The sequence below is a fragment of the Klebsiella sp. JN_Kp127 genome (assembly GCF_040062505.1).
Lineage (GTDB): Bacteria > Pseudomonadota > Gammaproteobacteria > Enterobacterales > Enterobacteriaceae > Klebsiella > Klebsiella quasipneumoniae.
Map to the genome: position 1 here is coordinate 1 of NZ_JBEAHS010000051.1, position 24,154 is coordinate 24,154.

The 24,154-nt window shown below is 60.2% G+C and carries 23 protein-coding genes; 7 read left to right on the forward strand and 16 right to left on the reverse strand.

Annotated features, from left to right (window positions below):
• Positions 1-275: 275 nt before the first annotated feature.
• Positions 276-1,601 carry an MFS transporter gene (locus ABLV04_RS19115; RefSeq protein WP_023289485.1) on the reverse strand — a complete coding sequence of 442 codons (1,326 nt, stop codon included), beginning with the start codon at positions 1,599-1,601 and terminating at the stop codon, positions 276-278.
• Between the two features lie 381 nt (positions 1,602-1,982).
• Between ABLV04_RS19115 and ABLV04_RS19120 the strand changes: the two genes are divergently transcribed.
• Positions 1,983-2,783 carry a YdcF family protein gene (locus ABLV04_RS19120; protein ID WP_180266299.1) on the forward strand — a complete coding sequence of 267 codons (801 nt, stop codon included), beginning with the start codon at positions 1,983-1,985 and terminating at the stop codon, positions 2,781-2,783.
• A gap of 61 nt (positions 2,784-2,844) precedes the next feature.
• On the opposite strand, the gene ABLV04_RS19125 is transcribed toward ABLV04_RS19120, so the two are convergent.
• Positions 2,845-2,982, reverse strand: coding sequence for a hypothetical protein (locus ABLV04_RS19125; protein WP_044522685.1), 138 nt, complete (start codon positions 2,980-2,982; stop codon positions 2,845-2,847).
• Here ABLV04_RS19125 and aldA point away from each other — a divergent pair.
• Entirely contained in the window at positions 2,981-4,420 is a 1,440-nt protein-coding gene (gene aldA / locus ABLV04_RS19130) for an aldehyde dehydrogenase (protein ID WP_023289487.1), read from the forward strand. The genes ABLV04_RS19125 and aldA overlap by 2 nt on opposite strands.
• 48 nt (positions 4,421-4,468) lie before the next feature.
• Here aldA and gap read toward each other — a convergent pair whose 3' ends face one another.
• Positions 4,469-5,467, reverse strand: a complete 999-nt coding sequence (gene gap / locus ABLV04_RS19135) for a type I glyceraldehyde-3-phosphate dehydrogenase (RefSeq protein WP_016160929.1) — start codon at positions 5,465-5,467, stop codon at positions 4,469-4,471.
• 282 nt (positions 5,468-5,749) lie between these two features.
• Here gap and ABLV04_RS19140 point away from each other — a divergent pair, with 282 nt between their 5' ends.
• The gene (locus ABLV04_RS19140) at positions 5,750-5,908 is read left to right on the forward strand and encodes a YqaE/Pmp3 family membrane protein (protein WP_049013304.1); all 159 of its coding nucleotides are present in this window, start codon (positions 5,750-5,752) and stop codon (positions 5,906-5,908) included.
• Positions 5,909-5,947: 39 nt separating this feature from the next.
• Here ABLV04_RS19140 and ABLV04_RS19145 read toward each other — a convergent pair whose 3' ends face one another.
• The 4 genes from ABLV04_RS19145 to ABLV04_RS19160 all read right to left on the reverse strand — a co-directional run bounded on the left by ABLV04_RS19145 (position 5,948) and on the right by ABLV04_RS19160 (position 8,491).
• The gene (locus tag ABLV04_RS19145; protein WP_180266298.1) at positions 5,948-6,340 is read right to left on the reverse strand and encodes a DUF1398 domain-containing protein; all 393 of its coding nucleotides are present in this window, start codon (positions 6,338-6,340) and stop codon (positions 5,948-5,950) included.
• Positions 6,341-6,592: 252 nt separating this feature from the next.
• Positions 6,593-6,826 (reverse strand): sulfurtransferase-like selenium metabolism protein YedF, encoded by a 234-nt coding sequence (gene yedF, locus ABLV04_RS19150; protein WP_004204092.1) that lies wholly within the window; start codon positions 6,824-6,826, stop codon positions 6,593-6,595.
• Positions 6,823-8,034, reverse strand: coding sequence for a selenium metabolism membrane protein YedE/FdhT (gene yedE / locus ABLV04_RS19155; RefSeq protein WP_023289489.1), 1,212 nt, complete (start codon positions 8,032-8,034; stop codon positions 6,823-6,825). The genes yedF and yedE overlap by 4 nt, the downstream gene beginning before the upstream one ends.
• A 103-nt stretch (positions 8,035-8,137) precedes the next feature.
• On the reverse strand, positions 8,138-8,491 hold the full coding sequence (locus ABLV04_RS19160; RefSeq protein ID WP_348816059.1) for a DUF1304 domain-containing protein: 354 nt from the start codon (positions 8,489-8,491) through the stop codon (positions 8,138-8,140).
• 239 nt (positions 8,492-8,730) lie between these two features.
• Between ABLV04_RS19160 and ABLV04_RS19165 the strand changes: the two genes are divergently transcribed.
• A complete protein-coding gene (locus tag ABLV04_RS19165) occupies positions 8,731-9,210 on the forward strand; it encodes a hypothetical protein (RefSeq protein WP_162823501.1) in 480 nt (159 codons plus the stop codon).
• Positions 9,211-9,279: 69 nt separating this feature from the next.
• On the opposite strand, the gene ydfZ is transcribed toward ABLV04_RS19165, so the two are convergent.
• The 3 genes from ydfZ to malX form a co-directional block, all read right to left on the reverse strand.
• On the reverse strand, positions 9,280-9,483 hold the full coding sequence (gene ydfZ / locus ABLV04_RS19170) for a putative selenium delivery protein YdfZ (RefSeq protein WP_004151566.1): 204 nt from the start codon (positions 9,481-9,483) through the stop codon (positions 9,280-9,282).
• Positions 9,484-9,727: 244 nt separating this feature from the next.
• Positions 9,728-10,900: a MalY/PatB family protein gene (locus ABLV04_RS19175; protein ID WP_050534167.1), complete on the reverse strand. Its 1,173-nt coding sequence runs from the start codon at positions 10,898-10,900 to the stop codon at positions 9,728-9,730.
• A 52-nt stretch (positions 10,901-10,952) separates the two neighbouring features.
• A complete protein-coding gene (gene malX / locus ABLV04_RS19180) occupies positions 10,953-12,545 on the reverse strand; it encodes a maltose/glucose-specific PTS transporter subunit IIBC (protein WP_065805671.1) in 1,593 nt (530 codons plus the stop codon).
• A 173-nt stretch (positions 12,546-12,718) separates the two neighbouring features.
• Between malX and ABLV04_RS19185 the strand changes: the two genes are divergently transcribed.
• A complete protein-coding gene (locus ABLV04_RS19185) occupies positions 12,719-13,747 on the forward strand; it encodes a Mal regulon transcriptional regulator MalI (protein ID WP_048334909.1) in 1,029 nt (342 codons plus the stop codon).
• A 39-nt stretch (positions 13,748-13,786) separates the two neighbouring features.
• On the opposite strand, the gene ABLV04_RS19190 is transcribed toward ABLV04_RS19185, so the two are convergent.
• Entirely contained in the window at positions 13,787-15,346 is a 1,560-nt protein-coding gene (locus ABLV04_RS19190; protein WP_180266295.1) for a YdgA family protein, read from the reverse strand.
• A gap of 86 nt (positions 15,347-15,432) precedes the next feature.
• Entirely contained in the window at positions 15,433-16,611 is a 1,179-nt protein-coding gene (manA, locus tag ABLV04_RS19195) for a mannose-6-phosphate isomerase (RefSeq protein ID WP_180266294.1), read from the reverse strand.
• Between the two features lie 201 nt (positions 16,612-16,812).
• Here manA and fumA point away from each other — a divergent pair, with 201 nt between their 5' ends.
• Together fumA and fumC are read left to right on the forward strand one after the other, a co-directional pair.
• Positions 16,813-18,459 carry a class I fumarate hydratase FumA gene (fumA, locus tag ABLV04_RS19200; RefSeq protein WP_023289495.1) on the forward strand — a complete coding sequence of 549 codons (1,647 nt, stop codon included), beginning with the start codon at positions 16,813-16,815 and terminating at the stop codon, positions 18,457-18,459.
• Positions 18,460-18,796: 337 nt separating this feature from the next.
• Positions 18,797-20,197: a class II fumarate hydratase gene (fumC, locus tag ABLV04_RS19205; protein WP_023289496.1), complete on the forward strand. Its 1,401-nt coding sequence runs from the start codon at positions 18,797-18,799 to the stop codon at positions 20,195-20,197.
• Here fumC and tus read toward each other — a convergent pair.
• The 4 genes from tus to rstA form a co-directional block, all read right to left on the reverse strand.
• Positions 20,187-21,119, reverse strand: a complete 933-nt coding sequence (gene tus, locus ABLV04_RS19210; protein ID WP_032452693.1) for a DNA replication terminus site-binding protein — start codon at positions 21,117-21,119, stop codon at positions 20,187-20,189. The two genes, fumC and tus, sit on opposite strands and share 11 nt — an antisense overlap.
• A gap of 75 nt (positions 21,120-21,194) precedes the next feature.
• Positions 21,195-22,496, reverse strand: coding sequence for a two-component system sensor histidine kinase RstB (gene rstB / locus ABLV04_RS19215; RefSeq protein ID WP_032452694.1), 1,302 nt, complete (start codon positions 22,494-22,496; stop codon positions 21,195-21,197).
• Between the two features lie 264 nt (positions 22,497-22,760).
• The gene (locus ABLV04_RS19220) at positions 22,761-23,123 is read right to left on the reverse strand and encodes a hypothetical protein (RefSeq protein ID WP_023289499.1); all 363 of its coding nucleotides are present in this window, start codon (positions 23,121-23,123) and stop codon (positions 22,761-22,763) included.
• 230 nt (positions 23,124-23,353) lie between these two features.
• Positions 23,354-24,070, reverse strand: coding sequence for a two-component system response regulator RstA (gene rstA / locus ABLV04_RS19225; RefSeq protein ID WP_023289500.1), 717 nt, complete (start codon positions 24,068-24,070; stop codon positions 23,354-23,356).
• Positions 24,071-24,154 lie beyond the last annotated feature (84 nt).

A 24,154-nucleotide genomic window follows, 5' to 3' on the forward strand; every position in this document is an offset into this window, starting at 1 on the left:
GGCTGGCGCCTTACCGGGCCTACTGTCTTACTGAGCCTGGGATGAGCGGTTTCCCCCGCGGCGTGATCCCCCCTGTAGGCCCGCGCAAGCGCAGCGCCGCCGGGCGGGATAGTCGGCTTCGCAGCAGCTTTACTGCCCGGTGGCGGCTGGCGCCTTACCGGGCCTACTGTCTTACTGAGCCTGGGATGAGCGGTTTCCCACGTGGCGCGATCTCCCCGTAGGCCCGCGCAAGCGCAGCGCCGCCGGGCAGGATGGTCGACCCGGACCGGCTGCGGTTAGGCGCTTTCCGCCCGGGGGCGCGCCGCGCCTGGGACGGATTTCATCCGGCTGGCGCAGAATATCGCCAGCAGCGAAATCGCCACCGTAACGCCCAGGTAGATGGCCACCGGTCGCCAGTCACCATCGTATTTCGCCAGCAGACCGGTGGCGATAAGCGGCGCGGTGCCCCCGGCCAGCGCGGCACCCAGCTGGTAACCCAGGGTGATCCCGGTGTAGCGCACATTGGCGCTGAAAATCTCTGAGCACAGGGTACCCAGCACCGCGGTCACCGGCGCCCACAGGATGCCGAAGGCAACGATCGTCGCCAGCATAATGCCCCAGCTGGTGCCGGTGTCGAGCAGCAGGAACCACGGAACGATAAACAGCCCCAGCAGCACCACGCTCAGGGTGTACATCTTTTGCCGGCCCACCTTGTCGGACAGCAGCCCCATCAGCGGGATCATCACGGTGGCCACCAGCGCGCCGAGGGTGACGGATTCCAGCGCCTGCGACTTCTGATAGCTCAGGGTGGTAGTGGCGTAGCTGACCACAAAGGTAGAGAAGATATAGAAGGGGGCGGTCTCCACCACTTTCAGACCCGCGGCGATCAGCACCTCCCGCCAGTGGTGTTTGAGCGTCACGCGCAGCGGAGCCTTCGCCACCTGGCCAGACTGTTTCACCTGCTTAAAGGCGGGCGTTTCGTCGATATCTTTGCGGATCCACAGGCCGAGGAAAACGAGGACGGAGCTGAGCAGGAACGGAATGCGCCAGCCCCAGGCAAGAAACTGCGCCTCATCGAACAGGGTCATCAGCGAGACGATAAAGGTCGCCATCAGCATGCCGATAGTCACGCCGGCCTGAGGAATACTGCCGAAAAAGCCTTTCCGCTTTTCCGGGGCGTATTCGTAGGCCAGCAGCAGCGCGCCGCCCCATTCGCCGCCGATACCCATGCCCTGAATAATGCGCAGGGTAATCAGCAGGGCGGGCGCCCACAGGCCCACCATTTCGTAGGTGGGCAGCAGGCCAATGGCCACCGTGGCGCTGCCCATCAGCGACAGGGTCAGCACCAGCGTCTTCTTGCGACCGATGCGATCGCCGATGTGGGCGAAAATGACCCCGCCGATGGGGCGGATAAAAAAGGTGAGCGAAAAGGAGAGCCAGGAGAGGATCAGGCCGATGACCGGGTCGACCATCGGAAAGAAGATTTTGTTAAACACCAGCGCGGCGGCGGTGCCATAGAGAAAATAATCAAACCATTCGATGGCGCTGCCGGTCAGGCTCGCGATCAGGACCTTCTTGTTTTTCTGCAGAATGGATGCAGTGTTGCTTTCTGGATTGCTCATTACGAAACGTTCTCCCGCCACGGTAAAAGGTCAGGTGTCACTCTGTGCGTGCAGGGTGCAACCTGATGTGAAAAAGGTTGTGTAATTGTTAAGCAACTTAGAGTTGATGGTTACAATTGGCAAGTTATCCCTCGGCAACGCGGGCGAGAAAACGCGCTTTTGTCTGGTGTAACCGCGAGGTAAATTTTTATTTTCCACCTGTTTTTGCTGTTTTTTGTTATTTTCATGGTCAGTTATTCAGGTGCAACCTGTGTGTTTTTAGATGTTTCTTGTTATTTCTAAATGGTTACAAATCAACGTCGCTTTGCGCCCCGGCAGGCGGCGTTTATGATGGCCGGACTATCCTCTCTGCGCGGCTGAGAGGTGATTAAGGAGATCAGAATGGCAGAACAATTTCCCCCGCTGTCGGCGACGACGCTGGCGGCGGCAAACCTGACTGGCGGCTGGCTGGCGCAGAACGATCTGGCGACGCTGACCGCGCCGCCGGCAGTGGATGTGGTGGTGCTGGCTGGCAATGCCGTGATCCCCACCATCGACGCCGCCTGCCGGTTGGCGGCGGAGCAGGAGGTTCCGCTGCTGATCAGCGGCGGCATAGGACACTCCACCGGTTTTCTGTATGAGGCGGTGCGCGAGGATCCCCGCTACCGTTCGCTCGCGGTGGAGGGCCGCCCGGAAGCGCATATTCTGGCGGATATTGCGCATGACTTCTGGCACATTCCTCGCCAGCGGCTGGTGGTGGAGGATCGGTCGACCAACTGCGGGGAAAACGCGCGCTTTACCCGCACGATGCTGGAGAGCCGGGGGATCCCCCATCGCCGCGGGATCGTCATTCAGGACCCCACCATGCAGCGGCGGACGATGGCCACCTTCGCCCGCGTCTGGCAGGGGGCGACGACGCCGCCGCAGTGGCTGAGCTTTCCCGGCTGCTCGCCGGTGCTGGAGCAGACCGACGGCCAGCTGGGGTTCGCGGGCGGCGGGGCGGGGCTGTGGCCGGTGACCCGCTACCTCGCGCTGCTGCTGGGCGAGCTGCCGCGCCTGCAGGATTCCCCTGAAGGGTACGGTCCGCGGGGGAAAGACTTTATCAGCCACGTGACCTTCCCGCCGGCGATCCTCGACGCCTGGCGACAGCTGCGGGAGGATGACCGGCTTGCCGGGGCGCTGCAGGCCCGCCTCCTCGGCTGAAAAATGCCCGTTTGCGGCAGATTTATCGCAAACGGGCAATTTGTGTTATTGAAATGTAACCTCAACCGGGCATTTTTGGCCCGGTTTTATGAATCAGCTCACAGAAATGCGCCAACGTGCTGCGAAGCCACGGCTTATCCGCCCGATATTTAACAAAAAAATCACTTGTTAAATACAAATGCACCACAGGAGCAGCCATGACAGCACCCGTTCAACACCCAATGTATATTGATGGCCAGTTCGTTACCGGTCGCGGCGACGGCTGGATCGACGTGCTTAACCCGGCGACTGAAGCGCTGCTGTCGCGGATCCCGGACGGGACCGCGGAAGAGGCGCGGCTGGCGATTGACGCCGCAGAGCGCGCCCAGCCGGCCTGGGAGGCGCTGCCGGCCATTGAGCGCGCGGGCTGGCTGCGCAAAATTGCCGCCGGCATTCGTCAGCGTGCCGACGACATCGCCGGGCTGATCGTCGCTGAAGGGGGCAAGATCCAGCAGCTGGCGGCGGTGGAGGTTGCGTTTACCGCCGACTATCTCGACTACATGGCCGAATGGGCGCGGCGGTATGAAGGGGAGATCGTGCAGAGCGACCGTCCCGGGGAGAATATACTCGTCTTCAAACGCGCGCTGGGGGTGACCACCGGGATCCTGCCGTGGAACTTCCCGTTCTTTCTTATCGCCCGCAAGCTGGCGCCGGCGCTGATCACCGGCAACACTATCGTCATTAAGCCCAGCGAATTCACGCCCAACAACGCCATCGCTTTCGCCGAGATCGTCCACCAGGTTGGGCTGCCGAAAGGGGTCTTTAACCTGGTGCTCGGCCGTGGGGAAACCGTCGGCCAGGAGCTGGCCGGCAATCCGAAGGTGGCGATGGTCAGCATGACCGGCAGCGTAGCGGCGGGGGAGAAAATCATGGCCGCCGCGGCGAAAAATATCACCAAAGTGTGCCTCGAGCTCGGCGGCAAAGCGCCGGCCATCGTCATGGACGATGCGGATCTGGAGCTGGCGGTGAAGGCGGTGGTGGACTCGCGGGTGATCAATACCGGGCAGGTGTGCAACTGCGTCGAGCGGGTCTATGTTCAGCAGGGGATTTACGATCGCTTCGTCAACCGCCTCGGCGAGGCGATGAAGGCTGTGCAGTTTGGCGACCCGGCGGCGCGCGATGACATCGCCATGGGGCCGCTGATTAACGCCGCCGCGCGGGATCAGGTGGCGCGCAAAGTGGCAAAGGCGGTGGCGCAGGGGGCACGTGTCGCGCTGGGCGGTCAGCCGCAGGAGGGGAAAGGCTATTTTTATCCGCCGACCCTGCTGCTGGATGTGCGTCAGGAGATGGATATTATCCATGAGGAAACCTTCGGGCCGGTGCTGCCGGTGGTGGCGTTTTCGACGCTTGATGAAGCGCTGGCGATGGCCAATGACAGCGATTATGGCCTGACCTCCTCGATCTATACCCGCGATCTTAATGTGGCGATGAAGGCGATTAAGGGGCTGAAATTCGGCGAAACCTATATCAACCGCGAGAACTTTGAGGCGATGCAGGGATTCCACGCCGGCTGGCGTAAATCGGGGATCGGCGGCGCAGATGGCCGCCATGGCCTGAATGAGTACCTGCAGACTCAGGTGGTCTATCTGCAGGCCTGAGGCGCTCAATGCAGAATCGGCGGGCAGCGCAGGCTGTCCGCCGTTCACTTAGCGGGCAAATTTCTCCAGCACGCGGATCAGCTGGGTGACAAAGCCGTATTCGTTATCGTACCAGGCGACGGTTTTCACCAGCTGTACGCCGCCGGCCTCCACAATCTCCAGCTGGGTGGCATCGTAGATTGAACCGAAATGGCTGCCGATGATATCGGAAGAGACAATCTCTTCTTCGGTGTAGCCAAAGGATTCATTGCCCTCTGCCGCCTGCTTCATCGCCTGATTGACCTCATCCGCAGTCACTTTTTTCTCCAGCACCGACACCAGCTCCGTCACTGAGCCGGTTTTGGTCGGTACGCGCTGGGCATGGCCTTTCAGCTTCCCGCTCAGGGCGGGGATCACCAGGCCGATAGCTTTGGCCGCGCCGGTAGTGTGCGGGATGACGTTTTCCGCCGCCGCCCTGGAGGCGCGCAAATCTTTACCGCGCGGCCCGTCCACCAGCGACTGGGTGCCGGTATAGGCGTGGATAGTGGTCATGGTGCCAACGGTGATGCCGAAGGCATCCTGCAGGACTTTGGCCATCGGCGCCAGGCAGTTGGTGGTGCAGGAGGCGACGGAGATGATGGTGTCATCCGGCGTCAGGGTGTCATCGTTGACGTTATAGACGATAGTTTTCATCTCGCCGGCGGGGGCGGAAATCAGCACCTTGCGCGCGCCGGCCTGGAGATGGGCCTGCGATTTCTCTGCCGAGGTGTAGAACCCGGTACACTCCACAATCACTTCCGCGCCCGCCGCCTGCCACGGAATATGCTGCGCCTCTTTTTCGGCATACACGGTGATGGTCTTACCGTTGACGATCAGCGCATCTTCCGTGAAGTCGACGCTCCACGGGAAGGGGCCGTAGTTTGAATCATGCTTTAGCAAGTAGGCCAGTACTTTTGGCGAGGTGAGGTCGTTGATAGCCACCACCTCGAGGCTGCTGTCGACTTCTAATAAACGGCGTAACACCAGACGTCCGATACGACCAAATCCATTAATCCCAAGTTTACTCATGGATATTCTCCGGTTGGTAAAACGACTCGATGTGATAAAACTCCTCCAGGCTTAGTCCTGACTCGCAGCCAGGTCAACTGACAATCTGTGCGGTTCGCTGCCGGGCCCGCAGCATGAGCCAGAAAAGTGGATGTTTTGGCGGGCTTTTTTATCCGTGACGGCAGGGAATAATTTTTGTTACCGGAGATGAGGGTGCCGCCTGCTGGCGAAGCGGTGAAAAGCGTCTATGCTTAACTATTGAATAACTTAGTAAAATATTGCCGTTAGATGAAGGGAGAGCTTATGGGATTCTGGAGAATCGTTTTAACTATCATTCTGCCGCCGCTGGGAGTACTGCTGGGGAAAGGTTTCGGCTGGGCGTTTATTCTCAACATTATTCTGACCCTGCTGGGCTATATTCCAGGCCTGATCCACGCCTTCTGGGTGCAGACCCGCGATTAAGGACTGGCCCCTCAGGCCAGGCTTCCCCCTGGGACCCGCTCAGGGGGGAATCAGGCTCTCTTTGTACAGCAGCCTGTTTTCCTTTGACCAGTAGTGGCGAGTCTCCTCGTCCAGGTCGACGCTCCACTTAAACACCCCGGCGCTGGCGAGATCCCTGCAGTACTGTTCAAAGTTGATGGCGCCGGCAAAATGGCGGATGACCGCGGCCGAGGTCAGTCGATGGCTGGGGGCGCTGCGCACGCGCAGCAGGCCGCGGGCGCTTTTTATCGTGATCACCTCGTCGTTGGCCATCACAAAATTCATATTGCCGGTAGAGATAAAGTAGATATAACTCGAGACCTGATGCCGACGCAGTTCACTGGCGAAGGTGGCAAAATCGGCATCTGAACGCACTTGCTCAAAAAAATGACCCAGCCTGGCCAGCAGTTCCATTTCTATCCTTATTGTGTTGCGGTGTGCGGCTTTGGCCGGTAGCGGCAGAAACCATTCATGAAGTTACTTATTCGTATTTTAATAATATAGCCGCGTTATATTAATGGTTATTGGATAACTGGAACATCGTTTCAAGTGTTACAATGTATTGCAATCGTTTGCCTGCGCGGCCTCTCTGGTGTTGAGGAAATGGCGTGACGGGAGACGGGGAAACCCATGCCGGCGATGAAGGTCGCCGGCGGGGAAACGGGGTTACTTCTGGATCAGATAGCGAATGGTCGGGCCATCCTGCTGAATATCCAGCACCGTATAGCCATGGTTCCGGGCATCAAGCGGAATGTTATTAATCGACTGCGGACAGTCGCTAATCACTTCGAGGATCTCGCCTTTTTGCAGGGAGGGCATCGCCTCCAGGGTGGCGACCGCCGGATAGGGGCAGGGCTCACCGACCATGTCCAGGCGATAATCAGGGATGATGTTTTTCATGCGCTCTCCTTCGCGGTCCGGACCGCTGCCGACTGGCGGCGGAAAAAATGTCTCTCCCAGGCGATCACCAGCAGCAGGGCGATCAGCAGCAGCAGATAGGTCGCCAGCAGTCCGCCGAAGGGACCAAAAGCGTTCAGCAGGTTGACCTTTTGCCAGTGGGTGGCGAGCGGGGCGGCGATATCGTCCCAGCACCAGGCGAGCAGCGTGGAGCCGATAACGTTGCCCAGCCCCACCCACCAGTAGTGAACCTGGCCTTCCACCGCCCGGTACATCCAGCCGGTTTCACAGCCGCCGGCCAGCACGATGCCAAAGCCAAACAGCAGCCCGCCAATCGCCGCGTTGGGACCGGCCCACATGATTTTCGGCGCCATCCCCAGTTGCACATAGCTGAAGATGCCGATGGCGCTCGCCGCCATGCCGAAGATTATCGCCTTCGCCATCACCGTCCGGCCGGTGATCCACATATCGCGAAAGGCGGAGGTGAAGCAGATCTGCGCGCGCTCGATAAGCAGACCGAAGCCGATGCCGAACAGCATCGCCAGGCCGAGCGCAGGGTGGTCTGCGGCGGTGAGCAGGCCCCAGCCGATCATGGCGAAAAAGATCACCATGCCCAGGCGGAAACGGCGGCGCGCCTGCTGCGGTTTTTGGGTTAACGGCGAAGCAGCGGATACCTTTTGCATTTTTACCGGTATGCGAAAAAGAGGCAGCAGGGTGAAGCGAGCGCCAAACCAGGAGCCGATGGCGGTGGCGATGGCAAACAGCCAGGCGTGCAGGGAGAACTGCGGAATGCCGGTGAAAAAGGCCGCCAGGTTGCAGCCCATCGCCAGCCGCGCGCCGAACCCGGCGATGATACCCCCGGCTACGGCTTGCACAATGCGGATCCGGCTGCGTGGCAAGCGCAATTTGACGTTATTGGCCCACAGCGCCGCCGCCAGGCAGCCGCCGAACATGCCGATGATCATCCTGCCGTCGATGCGGGTCAGCGGCGTCCCGTCGAGATGGATCAGCTGATAATAGCCCCACTGTTCGCTGTGGACCCCCAGCAGCTGCAGCAGCTGGCCACCCCAGCGGGTAAATTCGCCGGTCACCGCCCAGAAGGTGCCGGTGATGCCAAAATAGTAGGTAGAGAGAATGCCCGCGGCGATGACCGCCGGGACGGGGGACCAGAACCGGATAAGCCAGGCCTGTTTGAAGGATTGCCATGTCATAAAAATGCCTCTGAACTCAGAAGGTATTAAAGGTCGATGACCGACCGAAGGGGGCACATAGTATCCGCCTTACCGCCTGTTTTCTCTGTTTTAGATCAAGGCCCTACCCTTGCGTCAGCACCGCCAGCAGCGCCAGCAGCGCGGGCAGCGCCTGAATATAGAGAATTTTGCGGCTGGCGGTCAGCGCGCCGAATATCCCGGCGGCCAGCACGAAGGCGAGGAAAAAGATCACCACCGGCTCGCCGGACTCCCCCAGCCACAGCCCCCACGCCAGGCCGGCGGCCAGGAAACCGTTATACAACCCCTGGTTGGCCGCCAGCACCCGGGTTTCCCGGGCGAAATCGGCGCTGAGGTTAAAGGCCCGGCGCCCGGCGGGCGCTTCCCAGAAAAACATCTCCAGCACCAGGATGGCGAGATGAATAATAGCGACCAGCGCAACGAGGAGAGTGGCTAACACAGCAGTCCTTAATCGATGAGATGAATGTGTCTGCAGTATAGCCGCTGGCGCTCACCAGGCGAGAGGGCGACTGCTATAGTGCATATAGCGTCATGTTTGCCTGCCGCGACGAGCGCCGGTTTATCTGATTGCCCTTTGGTTTAGCTTAGCGGTGATAGTATGCCGGGTTCTTTTTTTACGGGTGTGGCGTAGGTTACTGAATGTTAAATAAATTATGGGTTGTGTTATCCGGGCTGCTGTTGGTTGCCATGCCGTCGGCGCAGGCCGGGGAATTAAATCTCTATTCGATGAATACCGGTTCCTATGTTTATCACATGACCGGCAACCACGGACAATATAACGAGCATTTCAACAACAACTTTTTCTCGGTGGAGCGCAAGTTTTCAGCGGATTCAAAATACAGCGCGCTGGTCGGCACCATGAAAAACAGCTTCGACGATCGCTGCCTGACCCTCGGCGTGCGCCGCGACTGGCTGAAAAACGACACCGGCTGGCTGCTGAAAGGGGTGTATGCCTATACCGGGGAATTTTTCTTTGACGCTTTCAGCCACTGCGGCGACTCAGGCACCTACCGCACCGCCAAAAAAATCACCGGCGTCGGTTTTTCGCCCTATATCTATCATGGTCTGCAGTATAACTTTACCGATTATTTCGGCGTCGAGGGCGGGATTATTCTCCCGGCGATCTTTGTGATGAGTATTCAGTGGAGCTTTCGCTAAGCGCCTGTAACAGGCCGGTAAAGAGAGGCCACCCTGGGTGGCCTGCTCATGTTGCCCTGGCGGCAGGGATTAATGGAAACCGAGACGGATCAGATCTAACGGACAGAAGCGGCCCTCGCAGCCGTCGATTTCCACGCAGTCCGCCCGACGCAGCTGCTCGGCGGTTTTCCCCTCGCCATGGATCGCTTTAATCACGCCCGTCGTACCGTTACCGGCGATCATGACCATACTGCCGGTGGCAATAGCGTTACGATTACGGTCATAGGTTTTCATGCTCTCCTCCTCAATAAACCAGTGTAAGCAATGATTAAGCGGCCAAATTAATACCGCTTCCTGCCTAAAAAAGTTTTGAGAAATATCAAAATTATTTTAATAATGCCGACATCAGCCGGGCGCGAGAGTCATTCATGGCCGCTACAGGGTTTGCCTGCGCCAGGGGAAAAGCCTCGATCATCCTGCCAGCCATCTGGCAGGCAGGATAGGGTTTGACAACCAGATAATTCACTTTGCCGGCGCATCAGATAAGGCTGCGCAGGGCGGCTATTAGCCCTGCGACACCGCGCTCCAGCTTCTCGCGTGGACAGCCGACATTGAGGCGCAGAAAGCCATTGCCTTCGGGACCATAGGTATACCCCGGCATAATCGCCACCTTCTGCCCGGCGATCAGCGCCTGCTGCAGCGCGCGGTCGTCAATGTTAAGGGGGCGGAGGTCGATCCACGCCAGGTAGGTGGCCTCCGGCGGCTGCCAGCGCAGCGCGGGAAAGGCGCGATTGAGCGTATCAGCCACATAGCGCAGGTTCTCCTGCAGGTAGTCGCGCAGAGCGTCGAGCCAGGGCGCCCCGTCGCGGTAGGCGGCGACATGAGCCACCAGCGCCGGGACCGAGGGCGACGAGAGCCCGTCGCGCGCTTTCAGCGCCTGCAGATAGCTGTCGCGGCAGTTTGCCTCCGGGATAAAGCCATAGGCTCCGGTAAAGGCCGGGATATTGAAGCTCTTCGACCCGGAGGTGAACAGCGCCCACGGCCCCTGAGCCACCTCGCTCCACGGGATATGACGGTGGTCGCCCCAGGTCATGTCCATATGAATTTCATCGCTAATCACCCTCACGCCATGCTTTTGGCACAGGGCCGCCATGGTCTCGAGCTCCTCGCGGCGCCACACTTTCCCCGTTGGATTGTGCGGGCTGCACAGCAGCAGCAGGGTATTCTTCGGCTCCGCCAGCGCCGCTTCCAGGCGCGCCATATCGCAGTGCCACTGATTGTTCGTCAGGGTCAATGGCACCGGGGCAATCTGTCGGCGGTTAGCGGTGATGGTGTTATAGAACGCATCGTAGGCGGGAGTATGGACGACGACGCCGTCGCCTTCTTGCGACCACTGACGGATGGTTTCCGCCACCATATAGATAACCGACGGTCCGTAGACCACCGTTTGCGGATCGATGACGCTGTGAAAGCGGCTGGCGTACCAGTGGGCAATCGCCCCGAGAAACGCCTCGTTCTGCCAGCGGCTGTAGCCGAACACGCCGTGGGCCAGCCGCCGGCTGACGGCGTCGAGAATGCAGGGCGCGGTGGCGAAATCCATATCGGAGATGGTGAACGGCAACAGGTCGGGGACGCCAAATCGGTCAGCGACATAGTCCCACTGCGTGCACCAGGTGCCGTGGCGGTCGATGGGGGTGGAAAAATCAAACATCGGAACTTCCTTAGCGAGGGTCCCCCTCCGTGCCGGAAGGGGACCGGTGGGATCAGGCCTGAACGGTATTCATCAGCGTGGCCATCTCATCTTTTACCGACTGCACCTGCGGGCCAATAACCACCTGCAGATTATGCTGGTTGAGCTGAACCACCCCAATGGCGCGATGGGCTTTCAGCGCGGCGGCGTCCACTTTGCTCATATCGTGTACCGACAGTCGCAGACGGGTAATGCAGTTATCCAGCGAGACAATGTTGTCGGCGCCGCCGAGGGCCGCCAGAATCGCCGGCACGTTATACCCGGATTTACCAATGGTGCCAGCGACCGCTTTCTCCACGCTGGCGGCGGTGTCGATATCGCGGCCCGGCGTTTTCAGATTGAAGCGGGTGATGGCGAAGCGGAAGATGGCATAGTAGGCCGCAAACCAGATTGCCGCCACCACCGGCACCAGGTACCACTTGGTCGCCAGACCATGCAGGATGCCAAACACCACGAAGTCGATGATATTGCCGTCGGTGTTGCCGATGGTGACGCCGAGCACCGCCATGAGGGTAAAGCCGAGACCGGTCAGCAGGGCGTGGATGACATACAGCACCGGCGCCACGAACAGGAACAGGAACTCCAGCGGCTCGGTGGTGCCACCCACCACGCAGGCGATCACCCCGGAGATCAGCAGACCTTTAATTTTATGCCGGTTTTCCGGGCGGGCGCAGTGGTACATCGCCAGCGCGGCGCCCGGCAGGCCGCCGAGGAAGGCCGGCATCTTACCCTGCGACAGGAAGCGGGTGGCGCTTTCGGCGAAGCCGTGGGTGGTCGGGCAGCTTAGCTGCGCCTGGAAGATGGTCAGCGCGCCGCTGACGCTGTGACCGCAGACGTCAAGGGTACCGCCGGCTTCCGTGAAGCGGATCAGCGCCACCAGGATGTGGTGCAGGCCAAACGGCAGCAGCAGTCGCTCGCCGGTGCCGAAGATCATCGGCCCAAAATCGCCGGCGCTGTTGATCATCTTTCCGAGTGCATTGATCCCCATAGCGAAGACCGGCCACACCAGCGGGATCGCCAGCCCGACCAGACCCAGCACCACGGTGGTGACGATCGGCACAAAGCGGGTGCCGCCGAAGAAGGCCAGGGCGTCCGGCAGGCGAATGTTGTGGAAGCGCTCATGCAGCAGCCAGACGATAATCCCGGCGATAACCGCCCCGAGGATCCCGGTATCGATCGACGGAATACCGATGATGTTCTGGATATTGTTGGCCTTGAGAATAGCGGCGTCGGTGGTGGGCAGAATGCCTTTCGCCGTCAGCCAGAAGTTGACCGCCAGGTTCATGACCGCGTAGCCGACAAAACCGGCGAAGGCGGCGACGCCTTTGTTCTCCCGCGCCAGCCCCAACGGGATGGCGATACAGAACATCACCGGCAGGAAGCTGAAGGCAAAGGAGCCGACTTTGCTCATCCAGATAAAGATGGCCTGTAGCAGCGGTATATCCAGCCACGGCAGCAGGGTCAAAACATCGTGACTGCTTAACGAGCTGCCGATCCCCAGCATGATCCCGCAAAACGAGAGCAACGCCACGGGCAGCATAAAGGTTTTTCCCAGCTGCTGGAAAAATTCCCACAAGGTGATTTTTGGTGCGGTTTTCGCCGTCATAACGCGGTTCCTGATTCTCAAGTGGTCGGGAAGAACTAACGCCACGGCAAGATAAAACGTTTTACCACTTTTTAGTGCGATAAAAATCACATATTCAAGCGATAATAAGGTTTATAAAGATCGCACAATGATAAAACGTTTTATCGACAGGCAAGGGAGTCAGCCGGCACGCTATGGCTATCGCAAAAAAGATCACCATCAATGATGTGGCGCTGGCCGCCGGCGTCTCCGTGAGCACCGTTTCGCTGGTGCTGAGCGGGAAAGGGCGTATCTCCAGCGCCACCGGCGAGCGGGTTAATCAGGCCATCGAGCAGCTGGGATTTGTGCGCAACCGTCAGGCCGCCTCGCTGCGCGGCGGACAGAGCGGGGTGATTGGCCTTATCGTCAGCGATCTCTCTAAACCGTTCTATGCCGAGTTAACCGCCGGCCTCACCGATGCCCTGGAGAGGCAGGGGAAAATGGTGTTTCTCACCCAGGGAGGGCGCAGCGGCGAGAAGATGGCGCAGCGGTTTGACACGCTGGCGGCGCAGGGGGTGGATGGGGTGATCATCGCCGGGGCCATCGACCGCGGGAGCGAGCTGCGCGAGCGGGCGGCGGAGGCGGGTGTGCCGCTGGTGTTCGCTTCCCGCGCCAGCTACCTCGACGATGTCGACCTGATCCGTCCGGACAACATGCAGGCGGCGCAGCTGGTGACCGAGCATCTGATCCGCCGCGGCCATCAGCGGATCGCCTGGCTAGGCGGCCAGAGCTCGTCGCTGACCCGCGCCGAGCGAGTCGGCGGCTATTGCGCCACCTTGCTGAAATACGGTCTGCCGTTTCACAGCGAATGGGTACTGGAGTGCGAATCGAGCCAGAAGCAGGCGGCGGAGGCGATGACCGCGCTGCTGGGGCAAAATCCGACCATCACCGCGGTGCTGTGCTACAACAACGTGGTGGCGACCGGCGCGTGGTTCGGTCTGCTGCGCGCCGGAAGGCAGAGCGGGGAAGATGGCGTCGACAGCTACTTCGAGCAGCGGGTGGCGCTGGCGGCGTTCGCCGATGTGCCTGAGGCCGCGCTTGACGACCTGCCGCTCACCTGGGTCACCACCCCGGCGCGCGAGATGGGAAAAACGCTGGCGGAGTCGATGCTGCGGCGGCTGGAGGAGGGCGCGGGCGAGACGCGAAATCAGATCATGCCCCCGCGGCTGGTGACGAGAAAATGACGGAGACGGCGCGCGGTGGCCGTCTCCTGAGCCGATAAGTTACGGCTGCGGGGCGGCGTCGTCCTGCTGAGGCGCGGCGTCATCCTGCTGCGGCTGGCCCTCCTGCGGCGCGCTGCCCGGTAACGAAGGCGCTTCGAGACCAAACATCGCGGCAAAATCCTCCAGCGGCATTTTCTGGCCGTTCAGCGTCACCTGGCCGTTCGCGTACTGCAGGCTGCTGCTGATGGCGTTATCTTCCATGGTGGTGATGCGGAACATCTGGCCCATCGCCGCCAGGCCTTTGACCTGCTGATCGGCGAGTTTGGCGGCGTCGGCTGGCTGGTAGCCTTCCAGACCGGCGATCTTAGTCATAAACTCCGTCGCCATATCCACCGGGATCACCACTTTGCCGTCAAGGGACTGCACCACGCGATCCAGGCTGTCCGCCAGGGTCTGCGGCGGGGCGGTCACCTGGGCCGGATCTTTCAGCAGCACCGAGAGGTTGAGGCTGCTTTCGCCTTTGGCATTGCGCCAGCTCAGCGGTGAGATAGTCACCGACGGATTGCCCTTAAGCAGGATCGGCAGCGCATTGAACAGGGTTTCGGTAAGCGCCTGCTGGTACAGCTCCGGGTTCTGCGCCAGCTCTGGTTTCGCCAGCAGCGCCTGAGACTGCGCGCTGTACTGCTGGCTGAACTGGTGCCACGCCTGACCGTCGACGTTATCCACTTTCAGCGTCAGTTTGCCGCTACCCATATCCTGACCCTGCAGCTTCAGGCTGTTGACGGTGTAGTTCACCTGGCTGTTCACGCCTTTGCCGTCCTTGGTCAGTGTGGAGCCGCCGTCCAGCGCCATGCCTTCAACCAGCGCCAGCTCTTTGCCTTCGACGCTGATGGCCAGTTTATCGAGGGTCATTTTTTGCTGGCCGATACGCTCGTTGAAGCTGGCCAGCTCGGTGGCGCCGTCGGTGGTCAGGTTGACGAAGCGCAGCTGCACCTTCTGGTTATATTCGTTGAGAGCATCGATCTGTCCGCTGCCGGCCTGGCCCTTCAGGCTGATGTTTTTGCCGTCGCGGTCGGCGTCGAGCTGGAACTCGCCGCCGCTGAAGGTGACTTTCTCATCCCCTTTGGCGTAGTCGAGGGCATTGAGGACGATCGCCGACTGGCTGTCGCCGCTGTAGGCGATGCGCGTATCGACGGTAAAGGGGGTATTGCCTTTGGCTATTTCGAACAGCGCCTGGCTGGCGTCGTTTTTCACCAGCGTGGTGTGGACCGAGGCCATCGCCGGGGCCAGATTAAAGGTTTTTAACGAGGCCAGCGGGAAGGGGCCGTGATCGACCACCTCGTCAAGCACCACGCTCTGCCCGGCGGCCAGCCAGCCGTTAGCCTGACCGGCGATCGGCTTCACCACCAGCTGCAGATGGCTGCTGAACAGCCCGCGCTGGTAGTCCTGATAGCTCAGCTCCAGACCTGACTCCGGCGCGCTGCTGCGTAACTGCGCGTTAGCCTGCTGCACCATATCGGCAATCCGGCCTTCCAGCTGTTTGCCGGTGTACCAGGCGCCGCCTGTCCATACCACGCCCAGCGCCACGATGATTCCTGCTGCGACCAGCGATTTTTTCATAGCATTTGTCCATAAATGAAGCCAGGCGGAGAGACCGCCTGGCTGAGTTGTCATAATCAGTAAGCGCGACCTGAAAGGTCTGTCGTTTACTGGAGCTTATTGAACACGCGCGCCACGCGGCCATGGCCGCTGACCTGCACCGGCGATTCATTGGCGGCCACAAAGGCCGATTCGCCCGGCTTGAGGGTCAGGCTCTGGTCGCCTTTGCGCAGCAGGGCTTCGCCGTCGACGCAGAAAACGATCGCCGCGCTCGCCTGGGCCAGATCGCTGGCCTCGGCGGAGAGATCGTGCAGCGAGAAGGCAAAATCTTCCACCGGGATCGGGAAGTCCAGCTCCGCGCCGTGCCGCTGCGGCTGGGTCAGCAGCTCACCCGCCGGTTTGGCCTCGAACTTGACGTTGGCCACCAGCTCAGGGATATCAATGTACTTCGGCGTCAGGCCGGCGCGCAGCACGTTATCCGAGTTGGCCATCACCTCCAGCGCCACCCCCTGCAGATACGCGTGCGGCGTTTCGGCAAACAGGAACATCGCTTCGCCCGGATTCAGCTTCACCACGTTCAGCAGCAGCGGGGAGAAAAGGCCGCTGTCGTCGGGATAAAATTCGGCGATCAGGCGGATGGTCTGCCACGGTTCGCCCTGTTCGCGGTCCAGCACCTCGCGCAGCGCCTGCAGCGCCTGCGCTTTTTCCTCGCCCTGCAGATTCAGCAGGCTGGCAAACAGCTGGCTCAGGCGAGCCGCGTCCGGCTGCTGCAGGAAGGCGCCGATCGCCGGGTGCGCGTTAGCCACCGGCTGCAGCAGGCTGACAATCTCGCTGAACTCGCGAAACGCGTTCATCGCCAGGAACGGGGTCAGGGCGAAGACCAGCTCCGGCTTGTGGTTCGGATCTTTGTAGTTACGTTCGGCGGCGGAGAGGGGGATGCCGGCGGCGTTCTCGCGGGCGAAACCCTCTTCGGAGGCCTGCTTGTTAGGATGGACCTGAATGGAGAGGGGCTGCGCGGCGCACAGCACTTTAAACAGGAACGGCAATTCACCGAAGCGTTGCGCCACTTTGTCGCCGAGCAGGGCGGCTTTGTCCGCGTCAATCACTTCGCGCAGCGAACGCGGCTGGCCGTCTGCCGCCAGGATCTGCGAGCTGCTCTTCGGATGCGCCCCCATCCACAGCTCTGCCATTGGCAGGTTGTCCGGGTTGGCGATGCCATACAGTTCAGTTAAGGCGGTGTGGCTTCCCCATGCATAGTTCTGCACGGCGTTAATCAGCTTTTGCATTCTCAATCCCTGTTTCAATCAAAGTAAAATTTATCGCCCTATTAAACCAGCAAACGCTGGAGAAGCAACTGCTGAAAGAAAAAGTCGTCCCTGTCTCAGTTTTTGTTAAAAAATTGTGTAAAATTGATCGACTCGCTTTTCTACAGGCACATGGAGTCCCTGCCTGAAACATAATCAGCCAAAGCAGTAAGTGAGAGTACAATGTCGAATAAACCGTTTGTTTACCAGGATCCTTTTCCCCTCAAAAAGGATGACACCGAGTATTATCTCCTCAGCAGTGATTACGTCTCCGTCGCCGAATTTGCCGGCCAGGAAGTGCTAAAAGTTGACCCTCAGGCGCTGACCCTTCTGGCGCAACATGCCTTCCACGACGCCTCCTTTATGCTTCGCCCGGCCCATCAGCAGCAGGTAGCGGATATCCTTAACGACCCGGAAGCCAGCGAAAACGACAAATACGTCGCCCTGCAGTTCCTGCGCAACTCCGATATCGCCGCCAAAGGCATTCTACCTACCTGCCAGGACACCGGCACCGCCATCATCATGGGTAAAAAAGGCCAGCGCGTCTGGACCGGCGGCGGCGACGAAGCCGCGCTGGCGCAGGGGGTATACAACACCTACATCCAGGACAACCTGCGCTATTCGCAGAACGCCCCGCTGGATATGTATAAAGAGGTCAACACCGGCACCAACCTGCCGGCGCAGATCGACCTCTATGCTACCGATGGCGATGAGTACAAATTCCTCTGTATCGCCAAAGGCGGCGGCTCGGCGAACAAAACCTATCTCTACCAGGAAACCAAAGCGCTGATCACCCCGGCGAAGCTGAAAAACTATCTGGTGGAGAAGATGCGTACCCTCGGTACCGCTGCCTGCCCGCCGTACCACATCGCCTTTGTCATCGGCGGTACCTCGGCGGAAGCGACGCTGAAGACCGTCAAGCTGGCATCCACCAAATATTACGACGGTCTGCCGACCGAAGGTAATGAGCACGGCCAGGCGTTCCGCGACATTCAGCTGGAGCAGGAGCTGCTGGTGGAGGCGCAAAACCTCGGCCTCGGCGCGCAGTTCGGCGGCAAATACTTCGCCCACGATATCCGGGTGATCCGCCTGCCGCGCCACGGCGCCTCCTGTCCGGTAGGGATGGGCGTCTCCTGTTCCGCCGACCGCAACATCAAAGCCAAAATCAACCGCGACGGCATCTGGATCGAGAAGCTGGAGAGCAATCCGGGGAAATATATCCCTGAGCATTTGCGCCAGGCCGGCGAAGGCGAAGCGGTGAAGGTGAACCTTAACCAGCCGATGAGCGAGATCCTGGCGCTGCTGTCGCAGTACCCGGTCTCCACCCGTCTGTCGCTGAGCGGCACCATTATCGTCGCCCGCGACATCGCCCACGCCAAGCTGAAAGAGCTTATCGATAATGGCGAGGAACTGCCGCAGTACGTGAAAGATCACCCGATCTACTACGCCGGCCCGGCCAAGACGCCGGACGGTTACGCCTCCGGCTCCCTCGGCCCGACCACCGCAGGCCGCATGGACTCTTACGTCGATCTGCTGCAGTCTCACGGCGCGAGTAAGATCATGCTGGCGAAAGGCAACCGCAGCCAGCAGGTCACCGACGCCTGCCACAAGCACGGCGGTTTCTACCTCGGCAGCATTGGCGGCCCGGCGGCGGTACTGGCTCAGCAGAGCATCCGCAGCCTGGAGTGCGTGGCGTATCCGGAGCTGGGGATGGAGGCGATCTGGAAAATCGAAGTGGAAGACTTCCCGGCGTTTATCCTCGTCGATGATAAAGGCAACGACTTCTTCCAGCAGATCCAGACGTCGCAGTGCGCCCGCTGCGTGAAATAAACCTGGCCGCCCTTCGGGGCGGCTCTGGCCGATGACAAACCTGTTTTCGTTATCGTGCGCGCCTTCTGCCGGGTGGCGGCTTTCGCCTTACCCGGCCTACGAAAACAGCACTATCAACCGGGTATGCCATTCCCTGTCGGCCCGCGCAACCGCATCGCCGCCGGGCAATCGCTGAAGATGGCACGTTGTCAGCCGTCCGGGCCGCCCTTCGGGGCGGCTTTTTTATGCCGCTTTGCGGCACGAACCACCAAAACAACTTATCAATCTGGCCAATACTTACTCTTTTAAGCAGGTGAGCTTTGTCGCTATGACGCACTTTTCATCCAAGGAGAAAGTAATGACAACGCATCGCAGTGAAAAAGACTCGATGGGCGCCATCGACGTCCCGGCCGATAAACTCTGGGGCGCCCAGACCCAGCGCTCGCTGGAGCATTTCCGCATCTCGACCGAAAAAATGCCCGGGGAACTGATATATGCCCTCGCGCTGACCAAGCGGGCGGCGGCGAAGGTCAATCAGGATCTTGGCCTGCTGACGGCGGAGAAAGCCGGGGCGATCGTCGCCGCCGCTGACGAAGTGCTGGCCGGAAAACATCCCCAGGAGTTCCCGCTGGCTATCTGGCAGACCGGTTCCGGCACCCAGAGCAATATGAATATGAACGAGGTGCTGGCTAACCGCGCCAGTGAACTGCTCGGCGGTGAGCGGGGGATGGCGCGAAAAATCCACCCCAATGACGATGTCAATAAAAGCCAGAGCTCGAACGATGTGTTTCCCACCGCCATGCACGTCGCGGCGCTGGTCGCCCTGCGGGAAAAATTGCTCCCGTCGCTGCAGGCGCTGCGGGCCACGCTCAACGAAAAAGCGGTGGCCTTCAGGGATATCGTGAAGATCGGTCGCACCCATCTGCAGGACGCCACGCCGCTCACCTTAGGCCAGGAAATCTCCGGCTGGGTGGCGATGCTGGACCATAGCCTGAAGCATCTTGAAGCCAGCCAGCCGCACCTTGCCGAGCTGGCGCTGGGCGGGACGGCGGTGGGGACCGGGCTGAATACGCATCCGGAATATGCCGTGCGGGTGGCGGCCGAGCTGGCCTCGCTCAGCGGACAGCCGTTTGTCACCGCGCCGAATAAATTCGAAGCGCTGGCCACTGTCGATGCCCTGGTCCATGCCCACGGCGCGCTGAAAGGTCTGGCGGCCTCGCTGATGAAAATCGCTAACGATGTCCGCTGGCTGGCCTCCGGGCCGCGCTGCGGGATTGGCGAAATCGCCATCCCGGAAAACGAGCCTGGGTCATCGATTATGCCCGGTAAGGTCAACCCGACGCAGTGCGAGGCCCTGACCATGGTCTGCTGCCAGGTGATGGGTAACGACGTGGCGGTGAATATCGGCGGCGCCTCGGGTAACTTTGAGCTCAACGTCTATCGGCCGATGGTCATTCACAACTTCCTGCAGTCGGTGCGTCTGCTGGCGGACGGCATGGCGAGCTTTAACGAGCACTGTGCGGTGGGGATTGAGCCGAATCGTGAGCGGATCACCCAGCTGCTCAACGAGTCGCTGATGCTGGTGACCGCGCTGAATACCCATATCGGCTATGATAAAGCGGCGGAGATCGCCAAAAAAGCGCACCATGAGGGGCTGACCCTGAAGGCTTCGGCGCTGGCGCTGGGCTACCTGACGGAAGCCGAATTCGATAGCTGGGTGCGCCCGGAACAGATGGTCGGCAGCCTGGCTACTCGCTAGCCAGCCAGAGGTGCAGACGAGGGATCAGTAATCTCAGCGCCTGCGCCTCCGGTTTGTAGCGGTATTGCACATTGTCGGCGTCGTAGTTGAGCAATTCGCCAATATCCGGCACGCTGACCCCCTGGCTGCCGGACATCAGGGCGATCAGCGGGCTGGGGCAGGCGTACTGCACCTGTTTCTGCTCGCTGGCATACCAGACACGGGCAATCGGCTGCACTTTCACCGGCCGTTTGATTTTTAGCCGCGCCCGCTGCGGCAGGGCGGCGATATCCTGATACTCCCTTTCCAGTTTGCTCTGCCACTGCTCGCGGGTCCAGGGCGGCACCGCCCGCGGCGATTGCAGGCTTTTTTCCAGCATCATCAACACCTGGTCGCGGGTCAGATTTTTGATCACGTGCTTATTGGCCCAGCCGAAGCGGATAGTGCTCGGGTCGAGGAGGGGCGTTAGCGTGCGATAGGCGCTGAGGGTGATTAACCCAGGCAGATGGCGATGCACCCACTCAAAGCGGGCGGTGGGGGGCAGGCCAGCGTCGACAGTGACGATTTTCTCGAAGGTGGCCTTCAGGGCGTTAATCTGCTGAATGCGCGCCAGCAGCACCTGCTGTTCCGCGGCGGTGACCTGGAGACAGATAGCGCCCGGCAGGCGGACGGCGGCTTTGCTGCTGCGGGTTTCCGACTGCTGCTGGATAAACAGATGGCCGTAGTGGCGCAGGGCGAGATCCAGCGCCGCCTCACCGGTGTGCTGGACGACCGTAATGTTCGCCAGCGGGTCGTGCTCGGCATCCTTACTGATCGCCGGCAGCTCAAACACCCGGCCCGCCAGCAGCCGGCAGGTCGCTAACGCCTGGCGCAGCGCCTGCAGCTCCAGCTCGATCTGGCGAAAGGTATCATTCAGACGTTCAACGAGGTCGTAGCTGGCCATCGCCTTCACCTTAGTTACAACATACTATTCGATTTTTGCAGCATACCCAGCCCGCGGCCTCTGCGCAAGTTTTATTCAGGCAGAGGTAAAATCGGGCAACTGATGATAGACCGGCCAGCTAAAGCAGAAGCGGGCGCCGCCGAGTGGACTGGCCTCGCAGCGAACGTCGCCCCCCATCGCCTGGGCGATACTGTGGACAATGGCCAGGCCGAGGCCGCAGCCTCCGGTCGCCCGATCGCGGCTGGGGTCAAGACGAACAAAAGGTTCGAACACCCGCTCGCGCTCCTCGGGGGCAATGCCCGGGCCGTCATCGTCGACCTGCAACGACGCGCGGGAACCCTGCAGGGTCAGGCTGACCGCCACCCGCTGACCGCTGTAGCGCAGGGCGTTGTTCACCAGATTATCCAGCACCCGCTCCATCAACCGCATATCCAGCGCGCCATAGTTGCCGCGGGTCAGCGTCGCCAGGCCGACTTCGCGCTGCGGGTTGACCATCTGGATATCCTCGACGTGGTCGCTGATCCAGGCGGGGAAATCGGGGGTGGTCAGGCTGAGCTCCGTCTGCGGGCGGTCGAGACGGGCGTAGGTCAGGAGCTCTTCTATGAGCGCCTCCAGCTGGCCGATATCGCGGTTCAGCGCCTGCGATTCCGCCTCGGTGAGGTTTTCGCTCATCTCCAGACGGTAGCGCAGGCGCACCAGCGGCGTCCTGAGCTCATGGGCGATGCCGTCAATCAGCTGCTTTTTACTGGCAATGAGGGCGTTAATGTTGTCGGCCATCTGGTTGAAGGCCACCCCGAGCCGCTCAAAGCTGGACATGCTGTCAAAATGAATACGCTCGCTGAGGTGGCCTTCGCCAAAGCGCTGGGCGGCGGTCTCAATGCGCAGCATGTCCTGCCAGTGCGGACGCATCCAGATAAACACCGGGAAGGCCAGCGAGATAGCGATAAACGCCATCAGCGCTACGTCCAGGAGACGCATTTCATGCAGAAAATAGAGATAGGGCACCGGGCCCACGGATAACACATAGTGGCTGCGGGGGATGCGCTGGATAAAGGTGTACTGGTCGTCGAGCGCGACGATATCCCCGGCGCGCAGGTGCTGCATCGAGCTTTCCGACAATTTGAATTTGCTCATCGGCTCGATGTGCAGGTCGAACGACAGATTAAGGTCCAGTTCTTTCAGCGTTTTGCTCCAGTCGCGAGGCGGAATTTCCCGCAGCTCGCTGCGCATCAGATACAGTGAGCTTTTCATCAGATCGTCAAGCGACTGCCGGCCGGCGCGTTCAGCGGTAAATTTATAGACCAGGCCCACCAGCATGGTCATCACCAGAAAGCAGACGAAGAGCAGAAGGTAGAACTGCACGAACAGCTTTTTCATTACATTACCGCATAGTCAAAAAGAGAAACCTGCCGGCGCCTCGGGACCATCTGCCCGGCGAGGCGGAAACGTCTCGGGTTTACCGGGGCGAGCCGAGGCCCGCGCGGGAGTAACCGATACGCTATCAAAGCAGGGTTTATGTCCCCTGACAATAGCCAGCCGGGGGGAGCGACGTCGTTAAAAATGTGACAGTGTCACTTATTGCGAGCTTACCTCTGCATTAGGCAAGGATTGTGTCCAGTGTCATCTGCGCGCCGCTGGGCGCTACTCGCGATAGTAGGGGATATCCACCGGATAGAGGGTGGCCAGGCTCAGCAGTCGACAGCGCACCAGCTGTTTTGCTTCGGCATACCAGTAAGCAAATTCGCCGGTGGTCTGGTGGTAAATCATCTGATCAAGGTTAGCAAACGGGATCACCAGCAGCGGCCCCTGGCGCACGTATCCGCCGCCGGTTTCGAAATGGTGATCTCCCCAGGATTGCTGGGTATGTTGATAGCGGTGGAGGAGCACCTTAATTTGCCCGCGCTGTGGACAGAGGAGCCGGATATCGGCGTTGTCGAGGGAAAAAGCCCAGCCAGAGAGTGACGTGAAGAGGGTAAGTGCCAAAAGTACAACGTATTTCATCATGCAAAAGTCCTGTGTTTTCAGGCTTTATGCCACTCTGATAACGGTAAGTCCTTGAGCACAATCATATTGAGGGGTTATGTGATGGGCTTCTGTACGGCGAAACATATTTATTTACTCAATATGACAAACTGGCGGCGGCCCGCCAGCGCGAAGGCGGCGGAAAATGCGATGCGCATGCCGCCGGGGAACAGGCGGTAAACGGGCCCCTTTCAGGGCCGCAGAAGGACCGCTCAGTTGTCCCAGGCGTGGGGGGCGAAGAGGTAGCCTTTATTGCGTACCGTCTTAATCCGGTAGGGTTCTGTGGCGTTATCGAGCAGTTTTTTGCGCAGGCGCGAGATGGCGACGTCGACGCTGCGATCCATCCCGTCGTAGGTGACGCCGCGTAAATTTTTCAGCAGGGCGTCGCGGTCCATAATCTGCCCGGCGTGGGTAGCCAGCTCCCACAGCAGGTCGAAATCGGCGGTAGACAGGGCGACGCTTTCTCCGCCGAGCAGCACCTGGCGGTTGACCGGGTCAATGGTCAGTGAACCAAAGGAGATGGTCTTGTGCGGGGTGAGCGTCGCAGGCGCGCCTGCTCCCGCCGGGGCGATATGCTGGCGCAAATGCAGACGCAGTCGCGCCAGCAGCACCGCCGGCGGGGTGGTTTTCAGGATATAATCGCTGGCGCCCATCTCCAGGGAGAGGATATGGTTCATATCGCTGTCGAGCGAGGTCAGCAGGACAATCGGCCCTTGCCATTGCCCACGCAGATCGCGACAGAGCGTCATTCCGTCCTTGCCGGGCAGCATAATGTCCAGGAGCACGAGGTCCGGTTTCTCCCGCGCGATCACTTCCTCTGCGCGGTCGCCGCGAGGCTCGACCACCACATCCATATCATGCTTGCCGAGATAGGCGGCGATCAGCGCCCCTACCTCAGGGTCATCCTCAACAAAAACGATTTTATTCATGTCTATTGCACATCAGTAAAAGAAGTAACATACACCGCGCCTATTTTACCCGCCATTCCTCTTTTATAAACAGCGCTAATTCCG